The sequence below is a fragment of the Actinomadura barringtoniae genome, from assembly GCF_017573505.1.
Classification (GTDB): domain Bacteria; phylum Actinomycetota; class Actinomycetes; order Streptosporangiales; family Streptosporangiaceae; genus Spirillospora; species Spirillospora barringtoniae.
The window spans coordinates 262557-276479 of record NZ_JAGEOJ010000007.1 but is presented as its reverse complement, the minus strand read 5'-3'; the positions used below and the strand labels follow the sequence as shown (position 1 = coordinate 276479).

The window sequence follows — 13923 nt, the reverse complement described above, 5'->3', positions numbered from 1 at the left end:
ACTTTGCTGCTGCCCTCTACAACAGGACGAATGAGCGGAGCATTCCCGTTCCCTCCTGGCCTCTTCTCAGGGCCGTTTTCGATCTCAGGGAGGAGCCTCCGGGCGATCTCTTCCGCCCCAAGTCGGAGCCGGGGGTGTAAGAACAGGGACCCGGCGATCACTCCTCAGATGAAGGCCCAACCCCCCAGACGAAAGGGTTCGGTTCGTGACTGATCCCGATCACATGGCCCGGTTCACGGAGGTGTACGACGCGCACTACCCGCGCGTGTACGCCTACGCCGTGAGCCGGGCGGGCGGGCAGCTCGCCGAGGAGGTCGCCAGCGAGACGTTCTGCGTCGCCTGGCTGCGCATCCGCGACCTGCCGGACGAGCCGCTGCCCTGGCTGCTCGGCATCGCCCGCAACATCGTCCGCGAGTCCTACCGCGCCCAGGTCCGCCGCGAGTCCCTCGCCGCCGAGCTGCGCACCTGGACCACCACCGCGACCGGCGACGTGGGCGACGACGTCGCCGACCGCGCCGAGATGCTCGGCGCCCTCGCCCAGCTCTCCGACAACGACCGCGAGGTCCTCACCTTGATCGCCTGGCAGGGCCTGTCGCCCGGCGAGGCCGCCAAGGTCCTCGGCTGCTCCAAGGCCACGTTCTTCGTACGCCTGCACCGGGCCCGCCGCCGCCTCGCCCACGCCCTGTCCACCCAGCCCCCGGCGCCGCCCTCGCGTGCGCGTGCAGAACGAAAGGTCACCCGATGACCCGCGACGTCATGGACCGGCTCGCGAGCGCCCGCCCGAGCACCCTGGACCCCGAGCCCGACCCGTCCCGCCGTGAACGCGACCTGATCCGTGCCCTGGCCGCCTCCCCCGGACGACGCAGCCGCCGCCGGATCGTCGGCCGCCCCCAGCTCCTCGTGACCGCCGCCCTGGGCACGGCCGCCGCGGTCGCCTTCGCCTACGGCGGCGTCGTCGGCCCGGAGAAGGGGCCCGACCGGCCGGGCGCGAGCGGCTCGCCGACCGGCCCCCAGCCGGCCGCCTACTCGACGGCCCGGCAGGTGCTGCTGGCCGCCGCGACCTCCGCCGAACGACGGCCGCTCACCGATGGCGGCTACTGGAGGGTCAGCGAGATCCATGTGATCAAGGTGCCCGGCAGCCGCATCATCAGCCAGCTCACGGTCAACTGGTACGGCAAGGACGGCACGTACCAGTCGGGGTCTCGGTACCTGGCCGGGGCCAAGACGGGCCGGGCGTTCCTCGGCAAGCCCGAGAAGATGTCCCGGCCGTTCGAGATCGAGGACCAGACCTTCACCCTGGCGCAGCTCCGCAGCCTGCCTCAAGATCCCGCCGGGTTGAAGAAGTGGGCCGACGGTGTCGCCAAGGGCGTCATCGAGAGCGGGCGGTCGAAGGACGTCGATGCCTTCGCCGGCGGGCTTCTGCTCAGCCTCCTCGTCGAGGCGCCCGCCCAGCCGAAGACCCGTGCCGCCGCGTTCCGGGCCCTGGCGGAGCGCCCGGACGTCAAGCTCGGAGGCGTGCGCAAGGACTCGAGGGGCCGTTCCGGCCGCGAGATCCAGTTCGGAGGCATGCGCTACCTCGTCGACCCCGCCACGTCGGTGCTCCTGGAGGAGACCACCACGGGCGACAAGTCGAGCACGATGACCTACCTCGACGTGGGCTGGACGAACGAGAAGCCGCACATCCCCCAGGCCCCCTGATCGAAAGGGAAGGGGGGAGCGGCATGCGGGCAACAAGGGGTGAAATCTGTCCACGCCGATGGATGAGGCCTCTTTGAAGGAGCCACGCGTGACCGCTCCCCCCGACGTCGCCGCGCGCGACGCCTCGGTCATCGAACGGTCCTGGCATGAGCCCGAACGGTTCGGTGCGATCTTCGACGCCTACTTCACGGAGATCCACCGCTACGTGGCCCGCCGCCTCGACACCCACGTCGCCGACGACCTCGCCGCCGAGACGTTCCACATCGCGTTCCGGCGCCGCCGGAGCTACGACCTGACCCGTGAGAACGCGCGTCCCTGGCTGTACGGCATCGCCACCAACCTGATCGGCCGCCACCGCCGCGACGAGATGCGCAGGTTCCGCGCGCTCGGCCGCCTGCCTGCCGATGGCGGCCCCGAGGACGACCAGGACCGGATCGCCACGCGGGTGAGTGCCCAGCAGGAGGTCAGGGGCCCGCTGGCACAAGCAGTCGCAGCCCTCCCTGCCAAGCAGCGCGACGTACTCCTGCTGGTGGTCCTGGGCGAGCTGACCTATGACGAGGTCGCCCAGGCCCTGGACCTCCCTTACGGCACGGTCTGCTCGCGGTTCAACCGGGCTCGCAAGAAGCTGCGCGAGGCACTGGGCGGGACCAACCCCCTGACCGCAGAGGAGCTGGCCCGATGAACGAACTGACCGAACTCCGCGACCTCTTCGGCGACCCACCCGCCCCGACCCCGCACGCAGTAGCCGCAGCCCGCGCCCGCCTGACCGAGGACGCACCACCACCCCGCCGCCGCCCCCACCTGCGCCTCCGCCTTGGCCCGGTCGTCGGCGTCGCCGCCATGGGCGCCGCAGCCGTCATGGTCTTCACCCAGGCCGGTCCCGTCACCCCCGAAGAGCCCGGCCATCCGAGTCCGCGTACGGGCGCTCCGTCGGCCGGTCCGCAGCCGATCGCGTACGCGACGGCGCGGCAGGTGCTGCTGGCGGCCGCGACCTCCGCCGAACGGCGTCCGGCCACCGACGGCGCCTACTGGCGGGTGAGCGCGATCCGCACCAACATCGCGGGCGCCCAGCTCAACGTCAGCTGGTACGGAAAGGACGGCGTCTACCGGCAGGGGATGAGGAATCTGACCGGCAGCGCGGCGGGCCAGGCGTGGCTCTCCGGGCCGCTCCGGTCCCCCCGGCCGTTCGAGATCTCCGACCAGGGCTTCACGCTCGCCGAGCTGCGGTCCCTCCCGACGACCCCGCGGGGCATCGTGACGTGGGCGCACGGGATCGCTTCCAAGATCTCTCCCAAGTGGCGTGAGACCGATGTCCAGTCCTTCACCGACGGCCTCCTGACCCAGATGCTGGCCCAGGCGCCCGCTCCGCCCGCGGCGCGTGCCGCCGCCTTCCGTGCCCTGGCGTCCAGGCCCGGTGTCAAGAGCGGCGGCGTCGTCCGGGACGAGCGAGGCAGGGAGGGCAACGAGCTGCGATTCGGCAAGGCCGGGCAGAACCGGGTCGTGGTCGATCCGGCGACCTCGCAGCTCCTCAGCGAAACGGCGAGAGACGCGAGGGGCAGGACCTACTACTCGAACGTCTATCTGGAGGTCGGCTGGACCGACGAGCGGCCCCGCGTTCCCGCCGCCTCCTGAGGCCGGCTGTAAGAAGGCGGGGTGATCTTGGAGTTCTCTGCGTGAAGGCGAATCGCTGTTGCGGGTGATCACTAGTGGCGGCAGTGAAAGCAGAGGAGTCCGAATGAGACGTGGGAGAACGGGCCGGGCGTTGCTCGGGCTGGTCGTTGCCGGAGGCGTGGTCGCGATTCCGTCGCAGGTGGCGGGGGCGGCCACGGCTGCGGCGGGGTTGCCGGTCGGCAGGTCGTGGACGGTGACGTTGCTGACCGGCGACGTGGTGAAGGTGCGGACGGTGAAGGGGCGGCCGCCGCTGGTGTCGGTCACGCCGGGGAAGGGGCGGTCGAACAAGCTCTTCAGCAAGGCGATCCGGCCGGACGGGCACGTGGTGGTGACGCCGGCGGACATGGCGTCGCGGGTCGGGAAGATCATTGACCCGGCTCTGTTCGATGTGACGACGCTGATCTCGCAGGGGTACGACGACGCGCACGCGAAGGAGCTGCCGCTGATCGTTCAGCGGGAGGCGGGCGCGCGGGCGCTGGCCGCGACGGTGCGGGAGACGCGTGACCTGCCGAGCATCGGTGCGGTCGCGGCGCGGCAGCCTCGGGGGCAGGCCGTACGGCTCGCGTCGGTGCTCGGGCAGCGGGGCGTGCGGCACGTGTGGCTGGATCGCAAGGTCAAGGCGACCGCGGTGAAGCTGGATCGGAATCTGGGGCAGATCGGGGCTCCGGCGGCCTGGCGGGCCGGGGTGACGGGCAAGGGCGTCAAGGTCGCGGTGCTGGACACCGGGGTCGACGCGACTCATCCGGATCTGAAGGGGCGGATCGGGGAGACCAAGAACTTCTCGAAGGCTAAGGACGTCGTCGATCGGTTCGGGCATGGGACGCATGTCGCCGCGACGATCGCGGGGACCGGGGCTGCGGCGGGTGGAGAAAGAAAGGGTGTCGCGCCTGGTGCGAATCTGCTGGTCGGGAAGGTGCTCGACGACAACGGTGAGGGCGACGACTCCAGTGTGATCGCGGGCATGGAGTGGGCGGCGACGCGGGCCAGGGTCGTCAACATGAGCCTCGGCGGGATGCCGAGCGATGGGACCGATCCGCTGTCGACGGCGCTGAACAAGCTCTCGGCGCAGCACGGCACGCTGTTCGTGACGGCGGCGGGCAACGACGGGGCGATCTCGTCGATCGACTCGCCGGGTTCGGCGGACGCGGCCCTGACGGTCGGGGCTGTGGACGGGCAGGATCGGCTGGCCGGCTTCTCCAGCCGGGGGCCGCGAGCCGGACGGTACGCGGCCAAGCCCGAGATCGTCGCGCCCGGGGTGAACATCGTCGCGGCGCGGGCCAAGGGCACCCAGATGGGCGACCCGGTGAACGCGCGCTACACGGCGGCGTCGGGCACGTCGATGGCCACGCCGCACGTCGCGGGCGCGGTCGCGCTGCTCGCGCAGCAGCATCCGGCGTGGAAGGGGCCGCAGCTCAAGGCCGCGATCGTCGGCTCGGCGGCCCGGGTGAAGGGTGACGCGTTCGAGGTGGGGGCGGGCCGTCTGGACGTCGCGGCGGCCATCAAGGGAACGGTGATCTCGCATCAGGCCGCGCCCCATCTCGGGACGGCCTCCTATCCGAAATACGCGCCGCTGACGACCAGGCTCGGCTGGGGAACGTCTTCCAAGACGGCCGTGAAGCTGGCGCTGTCGGTGCGGGTCATCGACCGGCAGGGGCGTACGACGGCGGGGGCCGCGGCACTGTCGGCCTCGCAGCTGACCGTCCCGGCGGGCGGAAACGTTTCCACCGCCCTGAAGGTGGACGCGGCCAAGCTCGCGTCCAAGCCCGGGCTCTACACGGCCGAGGTGGTCGCCAAGGCGGGCAGGGCGACCTCGCGTACGCCCGTGTCGTTCTACGTCGAGCCGCCCAGCTTCGACCTCACGCTCAAGGCGACGCCGTTGCCAGGTACGGCCGACGGGAAGATGAGCGCGTCCGCGACTGTGGTCAACCTTTCCGACGTCGCCGTCTATGCACAGGCTGTGGACGCTCCCGGCACGATTCGCGTGCCCGCCGGGCGCTACAGCGTCCTCGGCACGGTCTACGACGACAACCCGGACGCGCGCCGTTCGGCGCTGACCGGCTCTCCCGAGGTCGTGGTCGACAAGGACACGACGGTGACGCTCGACGCGGCCAACGCCAAGGAGGCCGGGGCCAGGGTCGCCGACCGGAAGGCGACGACGCTCATGGCCGGTGTCGACTACGCGCGCCTCAACCGCCAGGCGATCTGGGGTGAGGGCGTCTACACCTGGAACCCCGGCAAGGAGAAGGTCTACGTCCAGCCGAGCGGGCCCGCGACGACGGGTGCGTTCCACCCGTACGGGCTCTTCGAGCTGTCCGCGCCGGGCGAGCTGTACAACCTGGTCGAGCCGCTGGGCGACCGCCTCCCGGCGAATCCCGTGCACACGGTGACCCCTGCGGACCGCGCGAAGTTCGCCCGCATCCAGCAGCGGTTCGCGGCGTTCAACGGCGACACGACCAAGGCTGTCGGCGAGAAGAAGTACGCGGTCACTCCGGACGGCATGTTCGACTACGAGTCGTCGGCTCCCGATGTCCCGGCGGGGTCGGTGCGCACCGACTACCTGTCGGCGCACAAGGGCGTCATGTGGCTGGATGAGGCGTTCCCCAAGGCGCTCGCTCCCTGGGTCGACCAGCTGCCGTTCGTCGACTACAAGGCGGGCAAGACCGTCACGCAGACCTGGGGACGGCAGGTGCTCCGGCCCGGCCCGTACTCGGTCAAGGCGTCCTCGCCGAGCGGCTGCCAGCCGCTGCCGACCACCCGCAGCCGCGGCGTGCTGCAGTACAGCATCGTCGATCTGCAGGCGCGCACGGACGGGTTCGACTGCGGCTACTTCAACGACACCAGCGACGACCTGCTCAGCCGAAAGGTCGTCCTCACGGCCGACGGCAAGCAGGTCGGTTCCGGCGTCCGGCCGACCTGGCGTTTCAACGTTCCGCAGAAGGCCAGGACGTTCCGGCTGAAGTACGACGTGGACGCCTCGAAGTTCACCTCGACGTCGGTGCGGAGCTCGACCACGTGGTCGTTCCGTACGCCCGCCCCGGCGGGCCTCGGCGCGACGCCGGTCCCGCTGCTGTCGGTGGACTACGACCTCGGCCTCGACCTGCGCAACCAGCCGTCCGGCAAGCCCGCGGTCTTCTCGGTCGCGCGCGTGGCGGGCAGCGGCACGGCCAAGGTCACCGGGCTCAGGTTGTGGACGTCCGTGGACGACGGCAAGACCTGGGGTGCCGTGGCGGTCAAGGCCCTCGGCGGCGGCCGCTTCTCGGCGCCGATGCCGGCTCCGGTGAAGGGGCAGTACGTGTCCGTGCGCGTCGCCGCCCAGGACGCGGGCGGCAGCGCGATCGACCAGCGGATCATCAGGGCGTATCTGGTTCGATGATCGGTCCGTGAAGAAGATCGGGCGCCCGGACTGAGTAGAGGTGACCGCCATTCGCCTCAGAAGGGCCGGACATGACATGGAGCCACGGATGACCGCTCCCCCCGGCGTCGTCTCCACGCACGACGACGACGCCGCGGTGATCGAGCGTTCCTGGCATGAGCCCGATCGATTCGCCGAGATCTACGACAGGTACTTCGCCGAGATCTACCGCTATGTGGCCGCGCGTCTCGGCCGCGACGTCGCCGACGACATCGCGGCCGAGACGTTCTACGCCGCGTTCCGCAGGCGCGACCGGTTCGACCCGGCGCGCGGCGCGGTGCGGCCGTGGCTGTACGGGATCGCCACGAACCTGGTCGGTCAGCACCGGCGCGACGAGAGCCGCCGGTACGCGGCGCTCTCCCGCGTCGGCGCCGACGGCCCGGCGGGCGGGCACGAGGACGTCGTCGCCGCCAAGGTGACCGCGGAGGGCATCCGGCCGCAGCTGGCCGGCGCGCTTGCCGCGCTCCCCGACGGCGACCGCGACGTTCTCCTGCTCGTCGCGCTGGGCGGCCTGGGCTACACCGAGGTCGCGCAGGCGCTGGAGATCCCCGGCGGCACCGTCGGATCCCGGATGAACCGGGCTCGAAAGAAGCTGCGGGAGGCATTGGGCGGGACCGATCCCACACATGCGCACGAGGGGAAGTCCCATGGATGAGGTCATGATGGCCGCCGAGCTGCTCGACGAAGGCGGGCCGTCGGCGGAGGTGACCCAGGCCGGCCGCGCCGGGCTGGACCGCCTGATGAACGGCGACGAGATGGCCGCCCGGCGCGCGAAGCGCGAGCGGAGAGGCCTGCCGCGGCTGCGGATCGGAATCGGCCTCGGCATGGTCGCCGCCGCGGCCGCAGCGGCGGTCGCGATCGCCACGGTCGGGGGAGGCGGCGGCGCGGTCAAGTCTCCGCCCGGCGCGAACCCGCGGGCCACCGAGCTGCCCGCGGAACGGATCCTGCTCGCCGCCGCCGAGCACGCGGCCAAGGAGCCGGTGGGCCGGTTCTGGCGGGTCAAGCGGTACGACGGCCAGGCGTACCAGGTCAAGGCGCGCAAGGGCGGCGGCAGCTACAGCGTGCTCGGCTACAGCGACTTCTGGGACGACTGGAAGTCGCGCTCGGACAAGGACCCGGACGTTCTGTACGCGCGCGACCGTGGCGCGCGGCCGCTCACTCCGGCGGACGTCGCCGCGTGGCGCAAGGACGGGTCGCCGACCACGTTCAGGGCCTGGTCGAACGATCACTGGGCGACGCTCAGCACCAAGTCGGGCGGCACCTACGGGGTGGGTCCCGGGGGCTGGCAGAGCGAGACGACCACGCCGGCGAAGAAGCGGAAGGCGGCCGCCGAGATCGCGAAGATGTGCGCCGACCCCAAGGCGCCCGTCGGCGCGACCGGCAAGTGCTCGTTCGCGGAGCTCACGTGGGAGGAGCGGGAGAAGCTCGCCAACGATCCGGAGGGGATGAAGAAGCTGCTGTTCCCCAACAGCCCCAAGGGCAGGAAGCCGCTCGGCGCAGCCAACGATCTGATGAGCGGCTTCGACTTCCTCACCGAGCAGCCGGCCTCCCCGCAGGCGCGGGCGACGGTCTTCCGCCTGCTCGCCAAGATGCCGGACGTACGGTCGATCGGCACGGTGAAGGACGCCAGCGGCCGTACGGGCATCGGTCTCGCCGCCCAAGGCACGATGCAGGAGGGCAGCGGGACGGTCTTCGACTACCAGCTGATCCTGGAGCCCGGCACGTACCGGATCCTCGCGGGCCAGGAGGTCGTCGTCCGCGCCGGTGGCTCGATGAAGGGCATGAAGCCGGGCAACATCCTCAACCAGGACATCGTGCTGAGCGCGGGCTGGACGAACGAGACCCCGCACCACGACTGACCTCAGCCATCCACGAGGCCGCCGCCCGTCTCCCCACTACCTCCCGGGGAGGCGGGCGGCGAGGCCGTCCAGGAGGCAGTCCAGGCCGAACGCGAACTTCTCGTCCAGGACCTGCTCCCAGTTGCTGGACGCCCACACCTCGCGCTGGTGCTCGACGACCTGCGGGTTGGTCCTGGTGGTCTGCTCCATGTAGGACGCGGACGCCTCGACCCACTCCTCCCAGGTGAAGTCCGGGTTGGCCTGCTTCCAGATGGCCTCGCTGCCGGCGGCGCCGACGACCCAGTCGTTCAGCAGCGACCACGCGTACTCCAGGCCGAGCCCCGAGAAGCCCGCGCCCGCGCCCGCCGGTCCGAAGAGCGTGAGCAGCCGGTCGACCATCCGCGTCGAGTTCGGGCCGATCATCGGGGCGCTGCCGAACAGCGTGACCGTCCACGGGTGGCGGTGGATCATCGTGCGGAGGCTGTGCGCGAAGCCGGTGGCGGCGGCCCGCCAGCCCTCCTCGTCCGGCGCGGGCACGGTCACCTCGGCCATCGCCCGGTCCAGGGCCAGCTCCAGCAGTTCGTCCTTGTTCGCCACGTGCCAGTAGACCGTGGTGGCGCCCGAGTTCAGCTTGGTGCCGAGGCGCCGCATGCTGAGCCCGTCGAGGCCCTCGGCGTCCAGGAGTTCCATGGCCGCGTCGACGATCTGGTCGCGGTCGAGCGTGGGCTGCTCGCGCTTGGCCCGCGGGGGCCTGGTCCATACCGACGCCGCTCGTTGTGCCATGTCGTACAGAGTACCGGGACTTGAACACCGTGCGATTTGGCTCGTACAGTGTGCGAGATAGCTCGAACACTGTACGAGGAGTGATCTCCGATGGAATCCCCCGAACCCCGGCCGCAAGGCCATCCACGCCGCTGGCAGATCCTCGCCGTGCTCAGCCTCAGCGTGTTCGTGGTCGTGATGGACAACACGATCCTCAACGTCGCGATCCCGTCGCTGCTGAAGGACCTGAACGCGAGCACGTCCGACGTCCAGTGGGTGATCGACGCCTACTCGCTGCTGTTCGCGGGCCTGCTGCTCACCGCCGGCAGCCTCGGCGACCGGTACGGGCGGCGCCGCGCGATGCTGATCGGCTTCGCGCTCTTCGGCGGCGGCTCGCTGCTGGCCGCGTTCGCCGACGGCCCCGGCATGCTCGCCGCGATGCGCGCGGTGATGGGCATCGGCGGCGCCCTGCTCATGCCCGGAACGCTGTCGATCATGGCTCAGGTCTTCGCCCCGGAGGAACGGGCCAAGGCGTTCGCGATCTGGGGCACCGCATCGATCGTCGCGATCGCCGCCGGGCCCACGATCGGCGGCTTCCTGCTCCAGCACTTCTGGTGGGGCTCGGCATTCCTGGTGAACGTGCCCGTCGCCGCCGTCGCGGTGATCGGCCTCATCACGCTGGTCCCCGAGTCGCGCGGGCCGCGCCGCCGCCCCGACCTGCTCGGCGCGCTGCTGTCCACGCTCGGCATGTCCGCGCTGATCTGGTCGATCATCTCCGGCCCCGAGCACGGCTGGACCGGCGTACGCACGCTCGGCGGGCTGACGGTCGCCGCCGCCGCGCTCGGCTCGTTCGTCGCCTGGCAGCACCGCAACCCCGAGCCGATGCTCGACCTGGGGCTGCTCCGCAAGCGCGCGTTCGGCGGCGCCGCCGTCGTGATCGCGCTGTCCAACTTCACGCTCGCCGGGGTGCTGTTCATGCTCACCCAATTCCTTCAGCTGGTCCTCGGCTTCAACCCGCTGGAGGCCGGGCTGGCGATGCTCCCGGTCGCCGTGGCCGCCGGGGTGGGCAACGGGCTGTGCGTAAAGGTGGACGCCAGGATCGGCAGCCGCTGGACGATCGCGCTCGGCACCGCCGTCACCGCCGCCGGGTTCGCGCTGATCGGCGTCGTCGAACCGGGCGACGGCTACCTCACGGTCGTCGGCGGCCTGGTCGTGCTCGCGTTCGGCGCGGGTCTCGGCACGCTCCCCGCGTACAACATGCTGATGGGCGCGGTGCCGCGCGAGGACGCGGGCATCGGCTCGGCCGTGAACGACTCGGGCCAGGAGCTCGGGAACGCGCTCGGCGTCGCGGTCGTCGGCAGCGTCCTGTCGGCCCTCTACGCGCGCGACCTCCCGGACGGCGCTCCCGCCGCCGCACGCCACTCGCTCGGCGAGGCGCTCGGGCTCGGCGACGCGGGGCTCGCGCACGCCGCCCGCGACTCCTTCGTGCACGCCATGTCGCTCGCCTCGTTCAGCATCGCCGCCGTGACGTTCGCGGTCGCGGGCTTCGCGGCCCTCTTCTTCCGCCACTACCGCCCGCCCGCGCAGAACGATGTGCCGTCAGAGCGAAAGGAGACGGAGGTTGCGGCGGAGTAGGAGGTGACAGCAGGTCACCCCACCCTGGAGGGTTTCCGCCATGACCCACCTCGCGGATGCGCCGCCGCCCGCCGCCGCCGACAACGCGGCGGACGACGGCAAGCGGCTCATCGCGGCGTCCATACGCGACCCCGACCGCTTCACCGAGGTCTACGACCGCTACCACGCGGCCGTCTACCGCTACGTGGCCGGTCGGCTCGGCCCGCAGCCGGCCGACGACGTGACCGCCGAGACCTTCCTGGTCGCGTTCCGGCGGCGCGGACGCTTCGATCCCGAACGCGGCGAGCTGCGTCCGTGGCTCTTCGGCATCGCCACCAAGCTCGTCGCGCAGCACCGCCGCGCCGAGACGCGCCGCTACCAGGCGCTCGCCCGCGTCGGCGCCGACCGTTCCGACGCGGGCCATGAGGAACGCGTCGTGACCTGGGTGACCGCCGAAGGGATGCAGCCCCAGCTGGCCCGCGCCCTCGCCGGGCTGTCGGCCAAGGAACGCGACGTCGTGCTGCTCGTGGCGCTCGGCGACCTCGGCCACGAGGAGATCGCCGTCGCTCTGGACATCCCGTACGGCACGGTCGGCTCCCGCCTCAACCGCGCGCGCCGCAAGCTGCGCGCCGCCCTCGACACCGAAGGACTGGACTGACTGATGGACGAGATGCGGATGATCGGCACGCTGCTCGACGAGCGGCCGTCGGAATGTTCGGTGGCGGAAGGCCGCGCGCGCCTGGAACGCGAGATCGAAAGCGGGCGGCGCACGCGCAGGTTCTCGATCCCGCGCTGGAGCATCACCGCGCCCGTGCTGGCCGCGGGCTCGGTCGCCGCCGTGACCGCGGTCGCCGTCGCGATGTCGTCCGGCACGACGCCCCGCGCGCCCGATCATCAGGCGGCGCAGCCCGTGAGCGCGCGTTCGGTCCTGCTGTCGGCCGCGACGAGGATCGAGCAGGCGCCCGCGACGCACGGCAGGTACTGGTCGGTCGTGACCCAGGAACGCATGAACATGGGCGTCGGTGACCGGGCCTTCGAAACGATCAACGAGACCGGGCTCTGGGACGAGGGGCCGGGCAAGCACGCGTGGATCGCCGAGCGCCGCGTCCGCAGCAAGGACCTCGGTCCGGCCCCCAAGGACGGCCCGAAGTCCTTCGACAGGAACGGACGTCCCGCGACGACACCGCCCGGGGACCGTGGTCCCACCCCCTGGACGAAGGTCAAGGTGAAGGGCGGCGAGGCGTTCCGGCTCGCGGACTGGGAAGGCGTGCCCGCCATCAACGTCCGCGAGCTCCCCGACACCCCGGACGCGTTGCGCCGCTTCTTCGACCAGAAGCTGCGGCAGGCGCAGGCGCGGACGGGAGGGCCGATCGACTCGGTGGAATGGCTCTTCTCCAATGCGCAGAAGCTCGGCTCGGCTCCGGTCTCCCCGAAGGTCCTCGGCGCGCTGTACCGGGTCCTCGCCACCGACCCGAAGCTGCGCGTCGCCGGAACGGTCACCGACCCGCTCGGCCGCAAGGGCACCGCGATCGCCCACCGCGTCACCGCCGAGAGCGGCCACGTGCACGACGAGCAGCTCGTGCTCGACCCGGCGACCGGGCGGCTGCTCGCCGAACGCGACGTCCTCGTTCAGCCGGGCAAGGCGTGGCTGCGGGGCGGCAAGCCCGGAGACGTGACCTACTACACGGCGGTCATCTCACGCGGCTGGACCGACACCGTCCCCCGCTACAAGCTCGGCAAGGTCGGCTAGCGCTGGGTTAACGGTCCGGGGTGAGTGCGTCGACGCCCGTGAGCGCGCGGCCGATGATGAGCTTCTGCATCTGGCTGGTGCCCTCGTAGAGGGTGAGCACGCGGGCGTCGCGCACGTACTTCCCGACCGGGGTCTCGTCGGTGTAGCCGTAGCCGCCGAAGACCTGCAGCGCGTTGTTGGACACCTTCACCGCCGTCTCGCTGGCGTGGTACTTGGCCATCGAGGCGGCGGTGGCGAGTTCCTGCCGGGGCGCGCCGCGGTCGGCCATCGACGCGGCCCGCCAGGTGAGCAGCCGCGCCGCCTCGACCTCGACGGCCGAGTCGGCGAGCAGTTCCTGGACGAGCTGGAACGCGGCGATCGGGCGGCCGAACTGCTCGCGTTCGCCCGCGTACTTCACGGCGGCGTTCAGCGCGCCCTGCGCGAGCCCGGTCGCGCCGGCGGCCACCGAGATGCGGCCCTTGGTGAGCGCGCCGAGCGCGATGCCCAGGCCCTTGCCGATCTCGCCGAGCCGCGCCGAGTCGGGCACGCGGACGTCCTCCAGCACCAGCTCGGCGGTGGCCTGGCCGCGCAGGCCGAGCTTGCCGTGGATGGTGTTGGCGGTGAAGCCGGGCGCGTCGGTCGGCACCAGGAACGCGGTGACGCCGCGGCCGCCGTCGTCGCTCGTACGGGCGAAGACCAGCGCGACCTTCGCCCAGGTGCCGTTGGTGATGAACATCTTCTGACCGCTGATCACCCAGTCGTCGCCGTCGCGGCGCGCGCGCGTGATGAGCGAACCGGCGTCCGACCCCGTCCCCGGCTCGGTGAGCGCGAAGCAGGCGAGCGCCTCACCGGCGGTCAGCCGCGGGAGCCAGTGCCGCTTCTGCTCCTCCGTGCCGTACGCGGCGATCGACTTGGACACCAGCCCGAGCGACACCGACACGATTCCGCGCACCGACGAGTCGCCGCGCCCCAGCTCCTCGATCACGGTGGTGTAGCCGATCATGTCGCACTCGACGCCGCCGTACTCCTCGGGGATGCCGAGCGCGAGGAAGCCCAGCTCGCCGAGCCGTCGCACGATGCCGAGGTCGACCTCCTCGCGGCGGTCCCAGTCGCGCACGTTCGGCACGATCTCCGCGTCGACGAACTCCGCCGCCATCTTCATGAAGGCGGTCTGCGTCTCGTTCAGTTCCAGATCCATG

Annotated in this window: 12 protein-coding genes; 10 read left to right on the top strand and 2 right to left on the bottom strand. The window is 71.5% G+C overall.

Annotation, left to right across the window (positions count from 1 at the left end):
• Window positions 1-205 precede the first annotated feature (205 nt).
• The 7 genes from J4573_RS18920 to J4573_RS18890 all read left to right on the top strand — a co-directional run bounded on the left by J4573_RS18920 (window position 206) and on the right by J4573_RS18890 (window position 8640).
• On the top strand, window positions 206-745 hold the full coding sequence (locus J4573_RS18920) for an RNA polymerase sigma factor (protein ID WP_307796701.1): 540 nt from the start codon (window positions 206-208) through the stop codon (window positions 743-745).
• A complete protein-coding gene (locus tag J4573_RS18915; RefSeq protein ID WP_208257042.1) occupies window positions 742-1698 on the top strand; it encodes a CU044_5270 family protein in 957 nt (318 codons plus the stop codon). Before J4573_RS18920 ends, J4573_RS18915 begins: the two co-directional genes overlap by 4 nt.
• An 88-nt stretch (window positions 1699-1786) precedes the next feature.
• Complete coding sequence (locus J4573_RS18910) at window positions 1787-2380, top strand: RNA polymerase sigma factor (RefSeq protein WP_307796699.1); 594 nt, start codon at window positions 1787-1789, stop codon at window positions 2378-2380.
• Window positions 2377-3330 carry a CU044_5270 family protein gene (locus J4573_RS18905; protein ID WP_208257040.1) on the top strand — a complete coding sequence of 318 codons (954 nt, stop codon included), beginning with the start codon at window positions 2377-2379 and terminating at the stop codon, window positions 3328-3330. The genes J4573_RS18910 and J4573_RS18905 overlap by 4 nt, the downstream gene beginning before the upstream one ends.
• 103 nt (window positions 3331-3433) lie before the next feature.
• The gene (locus J4573_RS18900) at window positions 3434-6742 is read left to right on the top strand and encodes a S8 family serine peptidase (RefSeq protein ID WP_208257039.1); all 3309 of its coding nucleotides are present in this window, start codon (window positions 3434-3436) and stop codon (window positions 6740-6742) included.
• Window positions 6743-6830: 88 nt separating this feature from the next.
• On the top strand, window positions 6831-7436 hold the full coding sequence (locus tag J4573_RS18895; protein ID WP_208257038.1) for an RNA polymerase sigma factor: 606 nt from the start codon (window positions 6831-6833) through the stop codon (window positions 7434-7436).
• Complete coding sequence (locus tag J4573_RS18890; protein WP_208257037.1) at window positions 7429-8640, top strand: CU044_5270 family protein; 1212 nt, start codon at window positions 7429-7431, stop codon at window positions 8638-8640. Before J4573_RS18895 ends, J4573_RS18890 begins: the two co-directional genes overlap by 8 nt.
• A 36-nt stretch (window positions 8641-8676) precedes the next feature.
• Here the strand turns inward: J4573_RS18890 and J4573_RS18885 are convergent, their stop codons facing one another.
• Window positions 8677-9402: a TetR/AcrR family transcriptional regulator gene (locus J4573_RS18885; protein ID WP_208257035.1), complete on the bottom strand. Its 726-nt coding sequence runs from the start codon at window positions 9400-9402 to the stop codon at window positions 8677-8679.
• A gap of 90 nt (window positions 9403-9492) precedes the next feature.
• On the opposite strand from J4573_RS18885, the gene J4573_RS18880 reads away from it, so the two are divergent.
• From J4573_RS18880 to J4573_RS18870, 3 genes are read left to right on the top strand one after another with little or no spacing between them, the layout of a single operon-like run.
• Entirely contained in the window at window positions 9493-11016 is a 1524-nt protein-coding gene (locus J4573_RS18880) for an MFS transporter (RefSeq protein WP_208257033.1), read from the top strand.
• Between the two features lie 40 nt (window positions 11017-11056).
• Window positions 11057-11653, top strand: coding sequence for an RNA polymerase sigma factor (locus J4573_RS18875; protein WP_208257031.1), 597 nt, complete (start codon window positions 11057-11059; stop codon window positions 11651-11653).
• A 3-nt stretch (window positions 11654-11656) separates the two neighbouring features.
• The gene (locus J4573_RS18870) at window positions 11657-12745 is read left to right on the top strand and encodes a CU044_5270 family protein (RefSeq protein ID WP_208257030.1); all 1089 of its coding nucleotides are present in this window, start codon (window positions 11657-11659) and stop codon (window positions 12743-12745) included.
• Between the two features lie 7 nt (window positions 12746-12752).
• On the opposite strand, the gene J4573_RS18865 is transcribed toward J4573_RS18870, so the two are convergent.
• The gene (locus J4573_RS18865) at window positions 12753-13922 is read right to left on the bottom strand and encodes an acyl-CoA dehydrogenase family protein (protein WP_208257028.1); all 1170 of its coding nucleotides are present in this window, start codon (window positions 13920-13922) and stop codon (window positions 12753-12755) included.
• Window position 13923: the final 1 nt, after the last annotated feature.

Coding starts and splice junctions, on each gene's coding strand:
- J4573_RS18880 (WP_208257033.1), top strand. CDS start 9,493: ATGGAATCCCCCGAACCCCGGCCGCAAGGCCATCCACGCCGCTGGCAG.
- J4573_RS18895 (WP_208257038.1), top strand. CDS start 6,831: ATGACCGCTCCCCCCGGCGTCGTCTCCACGCACGACGACGACGCCGCG.
- J4573_RS18875 (WP_208257031.1), top strand. CDS start 11,057: ATGACCCACCTCGCGGATGCGCCGCCGCCCGCCGCCGCCGACAACGCG.
- J4573_RS18885 (WP_208257035.1), bottom strand. CDS start 9,402: ATGGCACAACGAGCGGCGTCGGTATGGACCAGGCCCCCGCGGGCCAAG.
- J4573_RS18900 (WP_208257039.1), top strand. CDS start 3,434: ATGAGACGTGGGAGAACGGGCCGGGCGTTGCTCGGGCTGGTCGTTGCC.
- J4573_RS18870 (WP_208257030.1), top strand. CDS start 11,657: ATGGACGAGATGCGGATGATCGGCACGCTGCTCGACGAGCGGCCGTCG.
- J4573_RS18905 (WP_208257040.1), top strand. CDS start 2,377: ATGAACGAACTGACCGAACTCCGCGACCTCTTCGGCGACCCACCCGCC.
- J4573_RS18890 (WP_208257037.1), top strand. CDS start 7,429: ATGGATGAGGTCATGATGGCCGCCGAGCTGCTCGACGAAGGCGGGCCG.
- J4573_RS18865 (WP_208257028.1), bottom strand. CDS start 13,922: ATGGATCTGGAACTGAACGAGACGCAGACCGCCTTCATGAAGATGGCG.
- J4573_RS18915 (WP_208257042.1), top strand. CDS start 742: ATGACCCGCGACGTCATGGACCGGCTCGCGAGCGCCCGCCCGAGCACC.